General features: G+C 65.0%; 13 protein-coding genes. 7 read left to right on the top strand and 6 right to left on the bottom strand.

Annotation, left to right across the window (positions count from 1 at the left end; all coding sequences use genetic code 11):
- Positions 1 to 322 precede the first annotated feature (322 nt).
- A complete protein-coding gene (locus CUJ90_RS08700) occupies positions 323 to 709 on the top strand; it encodes a response regulator (RefSeq protein WP_114162434.1) in 387 nt (128 codons plus the stop codon).
- Between the two features lie 89 nt (positions 710 to 798).
- Here the strand turns inward: CUJ90_RS08700 and CUJ90_RS08695 are convergent, their stop codons facing one another.
- Together CUJ90_RS08695 and glcC are read right to left on the bottom strand one after the other, a co-directional pair.
- Positions 799 to 1,683 (bottom strand): MOSC domain-containing protein, encoded by an 885-nt coding sequence (locus CUJ90_RS08695; RefSeq protein WP_114162433.1) that lies wholly within the window; start codon positions 1,681 to 1,683, stop codon positions 799 to 801.
- A gap of 406 nt (positions 1,684 to 2,089) precedes the next feature.
- A complete protein-coding gene (gene glcC / locus CUJ90_RS08690) occupies positions 2,090 to 2,857 on the bottom strand; it encodes a transcriptional regulator GlcC (RefSeq protein ID WP_073426624.1) in 768 nt (255 codons plus the stop codon).
- A gap of 252 nt (positions 2,858 to 3,109) precedes the next feature.
- Here glcC and glcD point away from each other — a divergent pair, with 252 nt between their 5' ends.
- The 5 genes from glcD to CUJ90_RS08665 all read left to right on the top strand — a co-directional run bounded on the left by glcD (position 3,110) and on the right by CUJ90_RS08665 (position 9,677).
- Positions 3,110 to 4,609, top strand: coding sequence for a glycolate oxidase subunit GlcD (glcD, locus tag CUJ90_RS08685; RefSeq protein ID WP_114162432.1), 1,500 nt, complete (start codon positions 3,110 to 3,112; stop codon positions 4,607 to 4,609).
- Positions 4,609 to 5,673 carry a glycolate oxidase subunit GlcE gene (gene glcE / locus CUJ90_RS08680; RefSeq protein WP_114162431.1) on the top strand — a complete coding sequence of 355 codons (1,065 nt, stop codon included), beginning with the start codon at positions 4,609 to 4,611 and terminating at the stop codon, positions 5,671 to 5,673. The genes glcD and glcE overlap by 1 nt, the downstream gene beginning before the upstream one ends.
- Before the next feature lie 56 nt (positions 5,674 to 5,729).
- Entirely contained in the window at positions 5,730 to 6,998 is a 1,269-nt protein-coding gene (glcF, locus tag CUJ90_RS08675; protein WP_114162430.1) for a glycolate oxidase subunit GlcF, read from the top strand.
- Positions 6,999 to 7,017: 19 nt separating this feature from the next.
- A complete protein-coding gene (locus tag CUJ90_RS08670; RefSeq protein ID WP_114162429.1) occupies positions 7,018 to 7,422 on the top strand; it encodes a heme-binding protein in 405 nt (134 codons plus the stop codon).
- Positions 7,423 to 7,505: 83 nt separating this feature from the next.
- Positions 7,506 to 9,677 (top strand): malate synthase G, encoded by a 2,172-nt coding sequence (locus CUJ90_RS08665; RefSeq protein WP_114162428.1) that lies wholly within the window; start codon positions 7,506 to 7,508, stop codon positions 9,675 to 9,677.
- A gap of 186 nt (positions 9,678 to 9,863) precedes the next feature.
- Here CUJ90_RS08665 and galU read toward each other — a convergent pair whose 3' ends face one another.
- A complete protein-coding gene (gene galU, locus CUJ90_RS08660; RefSeq protein ID WP_073426630.1) occupies positions 9,864 to 10,769 on the bottom strand; it encodes a UTP--glucose-1-phosphate uridylyltransferase GalU in 906 nt (301 codons plus the stop codon).
- A gap of 328 nt (positions 10,770 to 11,097) precedes the next feature.
- The gene (locus CUJ90_RS32815; RefSeq protein ID WP_167363261.1) at positions 11,098 to 11,241 is read right to left on the bottom strand and encodes a hypothetical protein; all 144 of its coding nucleotides are present in this window, start codon (positions 11,239 to 11,241) and stop codon (positions 11,098 to 11,100) included.
- 255 nt (positions 11,242 to 11,496) lie between these two features.
- Between CUJ90_RS32815 and CUJ90_RS08655 the strand changes: the two genes are divergently transcribed.
- Entirely contained in the window at positions 11,497 to 12,699 is a 1,203-nt protein-coding gene (locus tag CUJ90_RS08655; RefSeq protein WP_114162427.1) for an acyltransferase family protein, read from the top strand.
- A gap of 158 nt (positions 12,700 to 12,857) precedes the next feature.
- Here CUJ90_RS08655 and CUJ90_RS08650 read toward each other — a convergent pair whose 3' ends face one another.
- Both CUJ90_RS08650 and CUJ90_RS08645 read right to left on the bottom strand, forming a co-directional pair.
- Positions 12,858 to 15,305, bottom strand: coding sequence for a glycosyltransferase family 4 protein (locus CUJ90_RS08650; protein WP_114162426.1), 2,448 nt, complete (start codon positions 15,303 to 15,305; stop codon positions 12,858 to 12,860).
- Positions 15,302 to 16,768, bottom strand: coding sequence for a flippase (locus CUJ90_RS08645; protein WP_073426633.1), 1,467 nt, complete (start codon positions 16,766 to 16,768; stop codon positions 15,302 to 15,304). The genes CUJ90_RS08650 and CUJ90_RS08645 overlap by 4 nt, the downstream gene beginning before the upstream one ends.
- Between the last annotated feature and the right edge of the window lie 9 nt (positions 16,769 to 16,777).

Below are 16,777 nucleotides of genomic sequence, written 5' to 3'. Positions count from 1 at the left end.
TGAGCCACATGAGCCACACGAGCCACACGAGCCACATGAGCCACATGAGCCACATGAGCCACATGAGCCACATGAGGCGCACGAGCCGCACGAGCCACACGAGCCGCACAAGCAGCACAAGCAGCACAAGCCGCATGAGGCACGAGAGCCGCACGGTGCAACCATATGGCCGTCTTTCATCGCCGATGGCAATTTCTTCACCGGGCGGTGGCCGCTGCCTCGCGAAAGCCGCGTCAATGCGCGGCCCCGGCGACGCCTGAATCGGGACTTCAAATTGCTCGCTCTGTTGTTCTACACAGGGAATGCAATCCGAGGAAGCCCGATGTCGAGTCACTTAGCTTCGAGTCCCCTGGCTGCGCGGCTGCTGATCGCGGACGACGATGCGAACCTGCTGGCCGCCTACGCCCTTTTCTTCGTCGCTCATGGTTTCGACGTTCGGACCGCGGAGAACGGGCTCGACGCGCTCGCGCAGTATTGCGCGTGGCACCCGGCCGCCGCCCTGCTCGACGTCGAGATGCCGCGCCTCGACGGACGCTCGGTGGCGCGGTGCATCCGCAACGTGGGCGACACGCCCCCGCCGACGCTGGTGGCCGTGACCGGCCTCGCTTGTCCCGACGACAGGAACGACTCGCTGCGCTCGGGCTTCGATCACCATTTCGTCAAGCCGACGCCGATGCCGGTCATCCTCGCCGCGCTGACGGGCACATAAGCGGCACATGATTGGCGCATGACGCCGCCGGCTGATCCGGCGGCCTGCTTCGACTCCCGGTCCCCACGCCCGATCTGTCGCCTGATCGGCTAATCGCCGAAACCGATTTCCGCTTCCACCGCCTGGCCGACCCGCAGCCACGCGCCGGCGCCGCGCGCGACGAGCGCATTGTTGCCGAACGTCACCTTGCCGCCGCGCTGCGGGTTCGCCCGGTAGACGCTCAGCGTGTCGGTCGGCTCGTTCGGCCAATCGGGATCGGGCGCGCCCTTCGCCTGGTCGATGGTCGGCATCGGACAGCGCGCGCACAGCTTGACCAGTTGCAATTGCACATCCTGCCCCTGCTGCCCTTCGAGATTTTCGATGCTCAGGCTTTCGACGTAATCCTCCTCGTACGCATCCAGTCCGGTCAGCACGATGTTGGGACGGAACCGGCTCATCGGAATCGACGGCGCGCCCTTGCTGTTCAGACGCACGTTCAGATCGTCGAGCGAAGACTGACCGATCACCAGCAGCGGAAAGCCGTCGGCGAAATGCGTGGTCGCGCCGCCGGTGCTGCCGGTGTACTCGGGATCGACGGTGCGTTCGCGCTCGGGATCGAAGCGCAACAGCCGCGCCGGCAAGCCGAGAAAGTTCGAGAACCACGCGGCGCTCGCGGCGCCTGTGTCGAGTCCGTAGGCCGCGTCGCGCCACACCACGGTTTGCACTTTTTGCGGCGCGTGCAGCTGCGCGGCGTCGAGCGGCGTGCGCAGTTCGCTCATGCCGGGCGCGCGGATCACCAGTTCCCGTTCGCCGAACTCCACCTTGATCAGCGCCATGCGCGGATACGCGCGCTGCGTGAGCATTGCGCCGCTCGCGTCGACCACCATCCAGCCGCGGTCGTATTCGAGGCCGGTGGCGTGAAGGCGCGCTTCATTCAACGCAATGCCCGCGCAGGATTTGATCGGATAGACGAAAAGCTCGCTGATGGTCGGCATGATGTGGGGGGCGTGGGGAACACGCGATTTTTCTGTCGAGGCTCGATTGTAAAGCGCCTACGCGCTTTGTCGTAGCGCCTCGCGGACGCGAGCGGCTGGGGCGCCCGGATTCGAGTCGAAGCGAATGTGACGCCGCCTGCGCTTCGATCCTGCCGCGCCTGTGCCACATTCGTGCCTCGTCGTGCGGCGCTTGCGCTGCATTCGCGCCGCGCTTGCGCTGCCCTTGCGCCGCGAACGTGCTCTTCGTGCCATGCTTGCGCCGCATTCGTGCCGTGCTTGTGCCGTGCTTGCGCTGCCCTTGTGCCGCGAACGTGCCATCTTCGTGCCGCGTTCGCGCCGCGCCTGTGCTGCCCCCGTGCCGCTAACGCGCCATCTTCGCGCCGCGCTTGCGCCACGTTCGCGCCGCTCACTCCCACCCTTCCAGCCGCAACGTCGCGCGCACGAGCCGCTGCTCCTCCTGCTCGATTTCACGCAGATTCGCGCACACGCTCTTGATGTGATCGGCCGCGGCCCGGCGCGCCTGCTCGGGCAGCTTGCCGGTCACGGCGTTATAGAGCCGCGCGTGCTGCCGGTCGATCACGCGCTTGTGCGGCTCGCGATGATAGAGATTGTTCACCGATGCGAACACCGAACTCAGCAGCAAGTCGGTCAGCGAACTCAAGGTATGCACCAGCACCGGGTTATGCGAGGCCTCGCAGATCGCGAGATGAAACGCGTGATCGAGCCGCGCGTGCGTGGAGGCGCTCGTCTCCTTGCCGTGCGCCGCGAGCATTTCCTCATAGCGGCGCGTGATCAGCACGAAATCGGCGGGCGTGCCGCGCAGCGCCGCGAGCCGCGCGGACTCCGCCTCGAGCATGCCGCGCACCTCGAACAGATCGTAGAGCGTGCGCGGCTGCGAGCCGAGCAGATGCATCATCGGCGTGAGCGCGGGCTGCGCGGTGAGACTCGCGACGAACGAACCCCTGCCGTGCGAAGTCTCGATGATGCCGCGCGCCCGCAGCAGCTTGAGCCCTTCGCGCAGCGCCGTGCGCGAGACGCCCAGCTTGTCGGTCAAGCGCCGTTCGGAGGGCAGCGCCTGCCCGGTTTTCAGCACGCCGTCGACGATCAGGCGTTCGATACGCTCGGCCACCACGTCCGCCACTTGCCTTGCGCTCTCAAGATCCGCTGTCTGCATGGTTCAATCTCACTGGTACGACCAATTTCAAATGCTAGCACGCGATGTGTGCATATCCTCTCGAAAGCGCCACAATTCAGGCACTTTACGAAGAAATGCCCGCCAAACGCCCAATCAAAAACTGGTACGACCACTTCGCCGCCCCATCGACACAGGCCGGCATAGCCGCAACAATCCCGTCGGAGACACGTTCGCGCGCCGTTGCCCACGGGCATTCCGCCAGCTTGAAGCGCCGCGCCAGGAGCCCCCCACATGAGCTATCACTACGACGAGCGCGTCGACGGCCCGCTCGCGACGCACGACAAAGCCACCGTCGTCGCGCGGCTGCACGCGCTGATTCCCGGCATGGAACTGCTGCACGAGCAGGAAGACCTGCGGCCATTCGAATGCGACGGCCTCGCCGCCTATCGCGCGACGCCGATGCTGGTCGCGTTGCCCGACAAGGTGGAACACGTCGAGGCGCTGCTGAAATTCGCCAGCGAGCAAGAGATTCCGGTGGTCGCGCGCGGCGCCGGCACCGGCTTGTCGGGCGGCGCATTGCCGCTGGACAAAGGCATTCTGCTGGTGATGGCGCGCTTTAACCGCATTCTCGAAGTCGATCCCGACGCATGCGTGGCCCGCGTGCAACCCGGCGTGCGCAATCTCGCGATCTCGCAGGCCGCCGCGCCGCATGGCCTCTACTACGCGCCGGACCCGTCGTCGCAGATCGCCTGTTCGATCGGCGGCAATGTCGCGGAGAACGCGGGCGGCGTGCACTGCCTGAAGTACGGGCTGACGGTGAACAACATCCTCAAGCTGGAGATTCTCACCATCGACGGCGAGCGCATCACGCTCGGCTCCGAAGCGCTCGACGCCCCCGGCTTCGACTACCTCGCGCTCTTCACCGGCTCGGAAGGCATGCTCGGCATCGTCACCGAAGTGACCGTGAAGCTGCTCACCAGGCCGCAAAGCGCGAAAGTGCTGCTCGCGAGTTTCGACGACGTGGAAAAGGCCGGCGCGGCGGTCGCGCGGATCATCGGCGCGGGCGTGATTCCGGGCGGCCTCGAAATGATGGACAACCTCGCGATCCGCGCGGCGGAAGATTTCATCCACGCGGGCTATCCAGTCGATGCCGAAGCGATCCTGCTGTGCGAAGTCGACGGCGTGGAAAGCGACGTGCAGGAAGACGTGGCATGCGTCGAAGCGCTGCTGCGCGCGGCGGGCGCGACGGATATCCGCGTCGCGAAAGACGAAGCCGAGCGCCAGCGTTTCTGGGCCGGCCGCAAGAATGCGTTCCCCGCCGTGGGCCGCATCTCGCCCGACTACTACTGCATGGACGGCACGATCCCGCGCCGCGAATTGCCGCGCGTGCTCAAGGGCATCGAGGATCTGTCGACGCAATACGGTCTGCGCGTCGCCAACGTGTTCCATGCCGGCGACGGCAACATGCATCCGCTGATCCTGTTCGATGCGAACGCGCCCGGCGAAACCGAACGCGCCGAAGCGCTCGGCGCGAGAATCCTCGAACTGTGCGTGGCGGTGGGCGGCAGCATCACCGGCGAGCATGGCGTGGGCCGCGAAAAAATCAACCAGATGTGCGCGCAGTTCAACAGCGACGAACTGTCGTTCTTCCACGCGCTGAAAGCCGCGTTCGACCCGCGCGGCCTGCTGAACCCCGGCAAGAACGTGCCGACGCTGCACCGCTGCGCCGAATTCGGCTCGATGCACGTGCATCACGGCGCACTGCCCTTTCCCGAACTGGAGCGTTTCTGATGCTGATCGAAGCAGTCTCGATGGACGATAGCGAACGGCTCGTCGCCGAAGTCGCGCACGCGTTCGAACGCGGCACGCCGCTTGCGATCCGCGGCGGCAACAGCAAGGCGTTGCTCGGCCGGTCCGTCGAAGGCATGCCGATCGACACGCGCTCGCATCGCGGCGTAATCGGCTACGACCCGACCGAACTCGTCATCACCGCGCGCGCCGGCACGCCGCTCGCGGAGCTGAACGCCGCGCTCGACGCCGCCGGCCAGATGCTGCCGTGCGAGCCGCCCGCGTTCGGCGCAGCCACCGTCGGCGGGATGGTGGCCGCGGGTCTTGCCGGGCCGCGCCGTCCGTGGTCGGGCTCGGTGCGCGATTTCGTGCTGGGCTGCCGCGTGATCACCGGTCACGCGAAGCATCTGCGCTTCGGCGGCGAAGTCATGAAGAACGTGGCGGGCTATGACGTGTCGCGGCTGCTGGCCGGCAGCTTCGGCTGTCTTGGCCTCATCACCGAAGTCTCGCTGAAGGTGCTGCCGAAACCGCGCGCATCCGGCAGCCTCACGCTCGATCTCGACGCGGGCGAAGCGCTGCGCGAACTGTCGGCATGGCGCCGCGCGGCGTTGCCGGTGAGCGGCGCATGTCACGTCGACGGCCGCTTGCAAGTGCGGCTCGAAGGCGGTGCGGGGTCGGTGGCGTCGGCAAGAGATCGCATCGGCGGCGACGAACTCGACCCACGCTTCTGGGACGCATTGCGCGAGCACCGTCTGGGTTTTTTCGACGATCCGCGTGCGCTGTGGCGCCTCTCATTGCCGAACGCCTCGCCGCTCGTGCCGCTGCCGGGCGACACATTGCTCGATTGGGCCGGCGCGCAACGCTGGCTGAAAAGCGATGCGCCGGCCGCAACGATCCGCCAGATCGCGCATGCCGCCGGCGGTCATGCCACCTGCTTCACACCCCATGCGCACGCCGAACCGTTCACGCCGCTGCCCGCGGCGCTGCTGCGTTTTCATCGGCAACTCAAACAGCAACTCGACCCGCGCGGCCTGTTCAATCCGGGCCGTCTGTATGCCGGCCTGTGACCATGCGCGCCGCTCGATGAGCGCGGCTCTGTGAATACCGAAGGCGAACCCACACCATGCAAACCAATCTCAGCGACGCCGCCCAAACCCTGGCGCGCGCGGACGAAGCCGAACAGATTCTGCGCTCCTGCGTGCATTGCGGCTTCTGCAACGCGACCTGCCCGACCTATCAGCTACTCGGCAACGAACTCGACGGCCCGCGCGGACGCATCTATCTGATCAAACAGATGCTCGAAGGCGAGCCGGTCACGCGCAAAACCCAGTTGCACCTCGACCGCTGCCTGACTTGCCGCAACTGCGAAACCACCTGCCCGTCGGGAGTCACCTATCACGCGCTGCTCGATATCGGCCGCGCGGAACTGGAACGGCGGATTCGCCGGCCCGCGTCCGAACGCCTGCTGCGCGAGGGTTTGCGCCGCGTGATCCCGCATCCGGCGGTGTTCGACGCGCTGCTCAGGACCGGCCGCACGCTGCGGCCATTTCTTCCCGCTGCGCTTGGACGTAAAATCCCCAGGCGTGGCGCGCGGGCCAAGACGAGGCCCGCGCCGCGGCATCCGCGCAACATGCTGATGCTGGAAGGCTGCGTGCAACCCGCGCTGTCGCCGAACACCAACGCGGCCGCCGCCCGCGTGCTCGACCGGCTCGGCATCGGCATCGTGAATGCCGGGCGGGCCGGCTGCTGCGGGGCGACCGATTATCATCTGAATGCGCAAGAGCCCGGGCTTGCGCGGGCGCGGCGCAATATCGACGCGTGGTGGCCCGCCATCGAAGCCGGCGCCGAGGCGATCGTGCAAACCGCGAGCGGCTGCGGCGCGTTCGTCAAGGAATACGGGAAGCTGCTGCGCGACGACCCGCGCTATGCGTCAAAAGCGCAGCGGGTCAGCGAACTGGCGCGGGACCTCGTCGAGATCCTGGCGGAGGAACCGCTCGAGCGCTTGCAGGCGGAACCGTCGCAGGCGACGCTGCAAGCGGCGTTGCCGGCAACGTCGCCCGGGCACGCGCAGCGGAAGATCGCGTTTCACTGCCCCTGCACGTTGCAGCATGCGCAAAAGCTGGGCGGCGCGGTGGAGTCGGTCCTGCAACGGCTCGGCTTCGATCTCGCCGCGGTGCCCGACGCGCATCTGTGCTGCGGTTCGGCGGGCACGTATTCGATCACCCAGCCCGAGCTGGCCGAGCGCTTGCGCGACAACCGGCTCGACGCGCTGGAAAGCGGCCGGCCGGCGCTGATCGTCACGGCCAACATCGGCTGCCAGGCGCATCTGGACGGCGCGGGGCGCACGCCGGCGCGTCATTGGATAGAACTTGTAGAAGCCTCCTTACCTTAAACGAAACAGGACATCGATCATGCTGAGCAAACCCGTGTTGACCGTCGCCGAAACGACCCAGATCCTCGAAGCCGCGCGCGCGGAAGCCGAGAAGAACAAGTGGGCCGTCGCGATCGTGGTGGTCGACGACGGCGGCCACCCGCTCGGAATGCTGCGTCTGGACGGCAGCGCGCCGTCCAGCGCGTACATCGCGACGGAAAAGGCCCGTACTTCGGCGATCGGCCGCCGTGAAACCAAGGTATACGAAGACATGATCAACAACGGCCGCACCGCATTCCTGAGCGCGCCGCTGCAAGGCACGCTGGAAGGCGGCGTGCCGGTGATCGTCGAGGGCCAGGTGGTCGGCGCGGTCGGCGTGTCGGGCGTGAAGTCGGACCAGGACGCGCAGATCGCCCGCGCGGGCATTGCGGCGCTCGCCGCCTGAGTCGCGGCAAGCGGAAGAACGCAGCACAACGCGGGCCGATGCCCCCACATCGGCCCCATTCATTCAGATAGATGGAGCAGTCGATGACTCAGATGAACCCGCGCGGCGGACTGCAAGTCGCCGCCAACCTCGACCAGTTCGTCGAAACCGAAGCCCTGCCCGGCACCGGAATCGACAGCGCCGCGTTCTGGTCCGGCTTCGACGCCCTCGTGCACGAGCTGGCGCCCAAAAACCGCGCGCTGCTCGCCGAGCGCGACCGTCTGCAAACCGAACTGGACAACTGGCATCGCGCCAATCCGGGGCCGGTGCGCGATCCGCGCGCCTTTCGCGCGTTTCTCGAAGGCATCGGCTACATCGTGCCGGCGCCAGCCGCCGTCAAGGCCACGACCGACCACGTGGACACCGAAATCGCCGAACAGGCCGGCCCGCAACTGGTCGTGCCGCTGTCGAATCAGCGCTATGCGCTGAACGCGGCGAACGCGCGCTGGGGCAGCCTGTACGACGCGCTGTACGGCACCGACGCGATTCCCGAGAGCAACGGCGCCGACCGGCAGAAGACCTTCAACCCGGTGCGCGGGGCGGCGGTGATCGCGTATGCGCGCAAGTTTCTCGATCAGGCCGCGCCGCTCGCGAACGGCTCGCACGCGGACGCGACGGCTTATAAGGTGGAAGGCGGCAAGCTGCTCGTCACGCTGAAGAGCGGCGCGAGCGAACTCAAGACGCCCGCGCAGTTCATCGGCTATCAGGGCGAAGCGGGCGCGCCGTCGGCGGTGCTGCTCAAGCACAACGGCCTGCACCTCGAGATCCAGATCGACGCGAACGATCCGATCGGCAAGACCGACGCGGCTCACGTGAAGGACGTGGTGGTCGAGGCGGCGGTGAGCACGATCATCGACTGCGAGGACTCGGTGGCCGCCGTCGACGCCGACGACAAGGTCCAGCTCTATCGCAACTGGCTCGGCCTGATGAACGGCGATCTGACCGAACAGGTCACGAAGGGCGGCAAGACCTTTACGCGCCGTCTGAATGCCGATCGCGACTACACCGGCGCGGACGGCAAGACGCCGGTGAAGCTGCACGGCCGCTCGCTGCTTTTCATCCGCAACGTCGGCCATTTGATGACCAACCCGGCGGTGCTGACTCAAGACGGCCACGAGATTCCCGAAGGCATTCTCGACGCGGTGATCACCTCGCTGTGCGCGCTGCACGACCGCAAGCACAAGCTGAATTCGCGCACCGGCTCGATCTATATCGTGAAGCCGAAAATGCACGGCCCGGCCGAAGTCGCGTTCGCGAGCGAACTGTTCGCGCGCGTCGAAGTCTTGCTGAAGCTGCCGCGCAACACGATCAAGATGGGCATCATGGACGAGGAGCGCCGCACCAGCGTCAACCTGCTCGCCTGCATCGGCGAGGCGTCGGAGCGCGTCGCGTTCATCAACACGGGCTTTCTCGACCGCACCGGCGACGAAATGCACACGGCGATGGAAGCCGGCCCGATGATGCGCAAGGGCGACATGAAGTCGAGCACGTGGATTGCCGCCTACGAGCGCAGCAACGTGCTGGTCGGTCTGAGCGCGGGCCTGCGCGGCCGCTCGCAGATCGGCAAGGGCATGTGGGCGATGCCCGATCTGATGCACGCGATGCTCGAACAGAAGATCGCGCATCCGAAGGCCGGCGCGAATACCGCCTGGGTGCCCTCGCCCACCGCCGCGACGCTGCACGCGCTGCACTATCACCAGATCGACGTGCAAGCGGTTCAGCAGGAACTGGAGCGCACCGACTTTGCGAAGGTGCGTGACGAACTGCTCGACGGTCTGTTGACGATTCCGGTCGTCGAATCGGCGCAGTGGAGCGCGGACGAGATTCGCAGCGAAATCGACAACAACGTGCAGGGCATTCTCGGCTACGTGGTGCGCTGGATCGACCAAGGCGTCGGCTGCTCGAAGGTGCCCGACATTCATAACGTCGGCCTGATGGAAGACCGCGCGACGCTGCGCATCTCCAGCCAGCACATCGCCAACTGGCTGCATCATGGCGTGGTGACGCGCGAACTGGTCGAAGAGACGTTCAAGCGCATGGCGAAGGTGGTGGACGAACAGAACGCGGGCGACCCGTTCTACAAGCCGATGGCGCCGGGCTTCGACACGGTGGCGTTCAAGGCCGCGCAGGCGCTGGTGTTCGAAGGGCGCGAGCAGCCGAGCGGCTACACCGAACCGCTGCTGCACAAGTTCCGGCTGGAAATGAAGCAAGGCTGAGGGTGATACGCCGAGGCTCGAATACGCTTTGAGCGCGGCTGAAAAAAAGGACGGGCGCCGCGTGATGCGGCGCCCGTTTTAATGTGCGCGGTGCTGCTGCGCGTTGCTTCTGCGTGATGCGTTGCGGGCTCGGCCCTAAAGGACGGCGTTATGGACGTTAGGGACGTTAGGGACGGCCCTTGAACTTTAAGCCGCTTCAGCCGTGTATTGCGCCGGCATGTTGGCCTGCATGAACGTTTGCAGATACGCCTCGAATTCCGCCTTCACTTCCGGATGGCGCAGCGCGAATTCCACCGTCGCCTTCAGATAGCCGAGCTTGCTGCCGCAATCGAAGCGCGTGCCGAAGTAGCGATACGCGAGCACCTGCTCTTCCGTCAGCAGCGACTGCACCGCGTCGGTCAATTGCAGTTCGCCGCCCGCGCCGGGCTTGATCGAGCGAATATGCTTGAAGATGGTCGGCATCAGCACATAGCGGCCGACCACGCCGAGATTCGACGGCGCCTTGTCCGGGGCCGGCTTTTCGACGATGCCCGACAGCTTGATCACGTTGTCTTCCCACTCGCGGCCGTCCACCACGCCATACGAGCGGCTGTCTTCACGGTCGATGGTTTCAACGCCGATCACCGAGCTGTGATAGTGATTGAAGGTGTCCACCAGTTGGCTCATCACCGGCTTCGAGCTATGCAGCAAGTCGTCGGCGAGTATCACGGCGAACGGGCTGTCGCCCACCAGTTTCTCGGCGCACAGCACCGCATGGCCCAGACCGAGCGCCTCGGCCTGGCGCACGTAAAAGCAGTCGACGTTGGCCGGTTTGATGCTGCGCACGAGGTCGAGCAGCTTCTGCTTGTTGCGCGCTTCGAGCTCGGCCTCGATTTCATACGATTTATCGAAGTGGTCTTCGATGGCGCGCTTGCTGCGGCCCGTCACGAAGATCATTTCGGTGATGCCGGCGGCGATCGCTTCCTCGACCGCGTATTGAATCAGCGGCTTGTCGACGATCGGCAGCATTTCCTTGGGACTTGCTTTGGTAGCCGGCAGGAATCGTGTCCCGAGGCCCGCTACGGGAAACACGGCTTTGGTGACTTTCAGCATGGTAGGCATTCCCACATCGGTTAGAGATTAGTGTGTTCGCGGACCTTTCGGCCAATCGATGTCGTCGAAAAGACTAACAAAAAAATTAACTCAGTTCACGCGTGAATTTTTCCATCCGGAATATTTAATTCAATTCGCTTTCGCTATATCGCATCGTGACAAGGAACAGGAAACAATTACGTGGCGAAAGCGAATTGTTTTCGGAAATGCCGAAAATTTTACGTATCCGGCCAAACGGAGTTGCGGTGGACGGTACGCGCCCCGACGAACGGAGGTCGCGGGCGCGTCATTGCTTTGCCGCGGCTTGCCGCGCGCGTTATGCGGCGCGTTATTCGTTCTCGTCGATCTGCGGGAGCTTGCCCGAATTCATCCGGAAACGGCGGATCGGCTCATTGCGCAGCGCCTCCCGGTAAGCGGAGGCGGCGACGAGGATCAGCAGCACGGCGATGCCGGCGAGTAGATGCAGGTTCATGACTTCACCTCTGGTCAGTAGAATCCCCAAGTCAAAAATTAACACGACAAAAGCGGTAAATAATTCGCCGCCGCATTTGATAAGACTTAATTACAATTCGTCACAAAATTGCGCGCTTATGGCATTCGTCATGCGATTCGCCATGTCATTTTTTATCCGATTTTTTGCCTGCCTCGTTGCACTAGGATGTCATGCATCGCGGGCGCGCATGCGCCCGGGAATCAGCTTTTCCCTTCTCCAGAATAAGGACCGCGCATGAGCGACTCAGCACTGGATGCCGCCGGCTCATCCCTGCCCCTTTCCCCCGCCCGCTCCGGCGCCGCGCCGCGCGCGCAGAGCGAGGCGCGCGCCGACAGCGCCGGCAAGGAGCATGTCATCGACGCGCTGCGGGGCTTCGCCGCGCTGCTGGTCGCCTATTTCCATTGCCGGCAGATCGAATGGGTCGGCATGCAGGCGTTTCATCAAAGCGCCGGTCATTCATTCAATCTGAATGCGATTGCCGCGTATTTGACCTTCCCGATTGCATGGGGCTCGGCGGGCGTGCCGATTTTCTTCGTCATCAGCGGATACTGCATTCATCGCAGCGCCGCGCTGCGGCTCGCGAAAAATCCCGCTTACCGGCTCGATACCGGCAATTTCTGGGTGCGCCGCTTCGCGCGTATCTATCCGGTGCTGCTGGCGGCGCTCGTGCTGACCTTCGCGCTCGACTGGTTCAGCCTGCAACTGCCGCCCGTCAGCCACAAGATCCGCGAGATCGGCCTGCAGGCTTTCCTCGTCAATCTGTTTTCGCTGCAAGGCGTGGCCGGCAAGACGTTCGGCTCGAACGGCGCGCTCTGGACGCTCTCGCTCGAAGTGCAGTTCTATGCGGTCTATCCGCTGCTGTTCGCGCTGCGCCGGCGCATCGGCATGACCTCCGTGCTGGCGATCGTCGCGGTGGTCAACGTGGCGTCCGCCTATCTGCTGGAGCGTAACGACCTGCAGTTTTTCACGTCGTACTGGTTTTCGTGGACGCTCGGCGCGTGGATCGCGGACGCCAAGGCCCGCACCGCGCCGCAGGCGCGCTCGTCGATCTGGCTCTATGTGCTGGCCGCGGGGTTCATCGCGCTCGGCTGCGCGGCGTTCCGTTTCGGCCAGTACGGCGCCTTCCAGTTGTGGGCGATCGGCTTCGCGTTCTATCTGTACAAGGCGCTGGAACGCCGCAACGCCGACACGCCGGGTCTGCGTGTGTTGTCGCGCTTCGGCGACTTCAGCTTCTCGCTGTATCTGATCCATCTGCCGATCTTCGTGCTGCTGTCGTCGCTGCTGTTCCGCTCGTCGCTGCAGATGTCGATCTGGCCGTCGTTCGGCTACATGCTGGTGGCCGTGCCGGTCGCCTATGTGTTCTACCGGCTGGTCGAACTGCCGGCCATGAAGTGGTCCGCCAGTTTCAAACCGAAAGCCGCGCTGAAACAAGCTTGAAACGCGGGCTTCAAATCCAGGCGTCAAATCCAGGCTTGAAACCCACGCGATAAAAAAACGGAGCGAAGTCCCTGGGACTTTCGCTCCGTTGCGCTAACCGCGGGGACTGGCCAAGTCCCCGCCCCTACCCCGCACAAAGCCATTCACTCGCAACGCGCTCAGCCCGCCACCACGCGCTTCAGAATCCGCTCGACGCCCTCGACATAAGTGGCGGTGCCGAACCGGCGCAGCGCCGTTTGATAGCCGTTGCTGACGAGCTTGTTGCGCAACGCGTCGTTCGATTGCAATTCGCTCAGCGCGTCGGCGAGTCCTTGCGCATCGCCGGGCGTGCACAGCACGCCGTTTTCGTGGTCGTCGATGATCTCCAGCACGCCGCCCGCGCGAGCCGCCACCACCGGCCGCTGCGCCAGCATGCCTTCGACGATCACGCGGCCGAACGGCTCCGGCGTGATCGACGTGTGAACGACCGCGTCGACCGCGCACATGCAGGCCGGAATGTCGTGCTGGAAGCCGAGGAAATGCACGCGGTCGCCTAGCTTGTGCGCGGCGACGAACGCATGCAGTTCGATCTCGTACTGGTCCTCGCCGAACAGCGGCGCCCCCACCAGCACCGCGTGCATGCGCGGATTGAGGACCATCGCCTCGAGCAGCACGTGCTGGCCTTTCCAGCGCGCGAGGCGGCTGAACGAGCCCACCAGGAAGGCGTCGCGCGGCAGGTTCAGGCGCTCGCGCAGCGCCGCCTGCGGCACCGTGCGCAGCGCGTCGAACGGCGCGGCGGAAATGCCGTTGAACACCACGTCGACACGTTTTTCGTCGAATCGCGTCAGTTCGGTGAACGCTCGCGCCGAAGCGGCGGAATTGGCGATCACGTGCGTGAGACCGAGGCGCGCGCACCACTTGATGATCGCCAACTGCTTGCCGCCGAAATGCTCGGGGCTCACGATATCGCGCAGATGCCAGACCACCGGCCGCCTCGCCAGCTTGCCGGCGATCGCGCCGATCACCATCGCGCGCTGCGTGTTCGCGTAGATCACGTCGGCATTGCGCGCGCGTTTCGCGGTGGCGCGCACGAGCGAGAGCAGGCCCTTGAGCGCCTGGCCCTTCGGCAGCGAGCCGCCTTGCTTGCGAACGTGGCGCAAGGCGCCGGCATCCAGCACGTCGACGCTCACGCCGGCCCGGGCCAATGCGGTGTGAAACGGGCCGTCGTCGAACAGCACGACCTCGATGCGCGAGCGCAGCGCCTTGACGATTTCCAGCAGCGACAGCTCGGCGCCGCCCAGCACGCCGCTCTGATCGACGGCGAGAATGCGCGGCGCGTCGGCGCCTGCTTCGGCCTTGTAGGGCACGTAAGGCGGCAGCGTGGCCGAACGCAACGCCGGCACCGAAGCGCGCACATGCGCGAAGAAGCGCTCGCGAAAATTCGCGGCGGAAAACTGCTCCGCGTTCGCGCGGCAATCCACCGGCGAAAAACGCTTCACGTGCTCGTCGAAACGCTCGACCGCGGCGATGATCGACTCGGCGTTCTGGTCGTCGAAGAACATGCCGGTCGGCCGCGGCTCGGACAGATCGCGCACGGTTTCGAGCGCGCCGCCCTTGCCGTAGGCGATCACCGGCGTGCCGCATGCCTGCGCTTCGACCACCGAAATGCCGAAGTCCTCCTCGGCGGCGAAGACGAAAGCCTTCGCGCGGCTCATCTTCTCCTTCAACACCTTGAACGGCTGATAGCCCAGGATCTCGACGTTCGGCCCCGCCTTCGCGCGGATCTTCTGCATGTCGGGGCCGTCGCCGATCACCACGAGCTTGCGCTCGGGCATCCGCGCGAACGCCTCGACGATCAGATCGATCTTCTTGTACGGCACCATCCGCGAGGCCGTGAGATAAAAATCGTCCTTGAAGGTGCACAGCGAAAACGCCTCGACGTCGACCGGCGGAAAGATCACCTGCGCCTCGCGCTGATAGACCTTCTTGATGCGCCGCGCGATGAACTCCGAGTTCGCCACGAATCCATCCACCGAATTCGAGGTGCGGATATCCCAGTTGCGGATGTAGTGCAGAATCAGCCGCGCCATCGCCGACTTGGGGCCGTTGGTGAGCTTCGACTGCTGCAGGTACTGGTGCTGCAAATCCCACGCGTAGCGGATCGGCGAATGCACGTAGCTGATATGCACCTGGTCGGGGCCGGTGAGAATGCCCTTGGCGACCGCGTGGCTGCTCGAAATCACCACGTCGTAGGCCGACACGTCGAGCTGTTCGATCGCGAGCGGCATCAGCGGCAAATACGTGCGGTACTTGGTGCGCGCGAGCGGCAGCGTCTGGATGAACGAAGTCGTCACCGGCTTGCCGCGCAGAAAGCTGCGGTCGTCGAGAAAATCGACGAGGCTGAACAGGTCCGCGTCGGGAAAGCACGCGACGATCTGCTCCAGCACCTTCTCCGCGCCCGCATACGTGACGAGCCAGTCATGCACGATCGCGACGCGCACCATCTTGTCGCCGCGCAACGCGGCGCGGCGCGACTGTGTCTCAGCGCCGGGAACGGTGGTGAGTTCGGCCAGTGCGCTGCGCGTCGCGGGTTGCAGCACGGCTTCTTCAAGGATGTCCTGGTTCATGCGCTTTTCCTCAAATTCAGTCGCAACAGCAGTGAACGCGCAAGATCGCGCAAGGCGGGTGTCATCGTGATCGACCAGGCGACGTTGGCCGCCACCATCAATGCACCGGCGACGATCGCCATTGCGAGACCCGGCAGGAAGCCGGCAAGCCAGAGGCTCGCCAGCAGGAAAGCGAGGTGGGCGAGCATGTCGAGCGCGATCTGCCGCGCGTGAATCGCGGACAGACGCAGCAGCACCGCGTAGTCGAACAGCGCCCGGCCGGCCACGGCGAACGCCGCGCCGGTCAAACCGAAATGCGTGATGCCGAACCACAATGCCCCTGCAAACAAGGGCAATTCGAACAAGCCGACGCGCGCGGCGGTGGCCGGATGGACCTGCGACTGGATCAGAATGCGCGTGACGTTCGCCTGGCCGACGAGCCACACCGCGACGATCATCACGCGGCCCACCGGCGCGGCGACGGTGGCGATTTCATTGCCGACCCACAGATGCAGGAACGGTTCGAGCACCAGCATCGCGACCAGCGCGACCGGCGTGAACACGCCGTTGAGAAATTCGAGCGACTGCCGCGTGATGGTGTCGGCATCGGCGCGGCTCACCGCCGAGAGGCGCGGAAACAGCGTGCGCACCATCGCCGTCGGCACGATGTTCAAACGCGTGACGAGGTTTTGCGGCACCGTGTAGTACGTGACGAAGCGCGCGCCCAGACTCGTGCCGAGCATCACGCGGTCGAGCGATTCGGCGATCATGTTGGTGACGCTCGCGATCAGCATCCAGCCGCCGAAGTTGAAGAGCCCCTTCGCGACGCCCAGTTGCGGCGGCAGGATGCTGCGGATTTCCAGCACCTTCAGCGCGGAACGGCCCAGCAGGAGCGCCGCGAGAATGCGCGCGAACACCGCGGCGGCCAGCACGTTCTGCAAGGTCGCGCCCAGCCAGAGCGCGGCGCCGAGCGGCAGCAACTGGAACAGAAACGTGCCGATGGTCTGATTGGTGTTGTAGACGCCGAAACGCTCGGCGCCGTTGATCGCGCCCGCGAACACCCACGACACGTTGGCGATCGGAATCGCCACCGCGAGCCACGGCAGCGCCATGTACACCTCGTGCTGCAACTCCGGCGACACCTTGGTGAAATACGCGGTGTACAGAAACGCGCCGAAGTAAATCATCAGCCCGCCGATCACGCCGGTCGCGAGATTGAGCCACGTCGCGCTCCAGAACACGCGCGCGCTCTCGGTCTTGTCGCCGGAGGCGCGCGCCTTCGAGATGTGGTTCTGCGCGGCCATGCTCATGCCGAGATCCAGAATCCCGAAGTAGCCGATCAGGGTCCACACGAGACTGATCACGCCGTAGCGTTCGACGCCGAGCAGCCTGATATACGACGGCACGGTCACGAGCGAGACGAAGGTGGGCAGCACCAACCCGAAAAAATTGATCGCTACGTTCTTGAGAATGCCTTTGTCCATCGGATGCCC

The organism is Paraburkholderia terricola, from assembly GCF_003330825.1.
Classification (GTDB): Bacteria; Pseudomonadota; Gammaproteobacteria; order Burkholderiales; family Burkholderiaceae; genus Paraburkholderia; species Paraburkholderia terricola.
This window is presented reverse-complemented; position numbering and strand designations above follow the sequence as displayed.

Coding starts and splice junctions, on each gene's coding strand:
- CUJ90_RS08650 (WP_114162426.1), bottom strand. CDS start 15,305: ATGAACCAGGACATCCTTGAAGAAGCCGTGCTGCAACCCGCGACGCGC.
- CUJ90_RS08695 (WP_114162433.1), bottom strand. CDS start 1,683: ATGCCGACCATCAGCGAGCTTTTCGTCTATCCGATCAAATCCTGCGCG.
- glcD (WP_114162432.1), top strand. CDS start 3,110: ATGAGCTATCACTACGACGAGCGCGTCGACGGCCCGCTCGCGACGCAC.
- glcC (WP_073426624.1), bottom strand. CDS start 2,857: ATGCAGACAGCGGATCTTGAGAGCGCAAGGCAAGTGGCGGACGTGGTG.
- CUJ90_RS08700 (WP_114162434.1), top strand. CDS start 323: ATGTCGAGTCACTTAGCTTCGAGTCCCCTGGCTGCGCGGCTGCTGATC.
- glcE (WP_114162431.1), top strand. CDS start 4,609: ATGCTGATCGAAGCAGTCTCGATGGACGATAGCGAACGGCTCGTCGCC.
- CUJ90_RS08670 (WP_114162429.1), top strand. CDS start 7,018: ATGCTGAGCAAACCCGTGTTGACCGTCGCCGAAACGACCCAGATCCTC.
- CUJ90_RS08645 (WP_073426633.1), bottom strand. CDS start 16,768: ATGGACAAAGGCATTCTCAAGAACGTAGCGATCAATTTTTTCGGGTTG.
- CUJ90_RS08655 (WP_114162427.1), top strand. CDS start 11,497: ATGAGCGACTCAGCACTGGATGCCGCCGGCTCATCCCTGCCCCTTTCC.
- glcF (WP_114162430.1), top strand. CDS start 5,730: ATGCAAACCAATCTCAGCGACGCCGCCCAAACCCTGGCGCGCGCGGAC.
- CUJ90_RS32815 (WP_167363261.1), bottom strand. CDS start 11,241: ATGAACCTGCATCTACTCGCCGGCATCGCCGTGCTGCTGATCCTCGTC.
- CUJ90_RS08665 (WP_114162428.1), top strand. CDS start 7,506: ATGACTCAGATGAACCCGCGCGGCGGACTGCAAGTCGCCGCCAACCTC.
- galU (WP_073426630.1), bottom strand. CDS start 10,769: ATGCTGAAAGTCACCAAAGCCGTGTTTCCCGTAGCGGGCCTCGGGACA.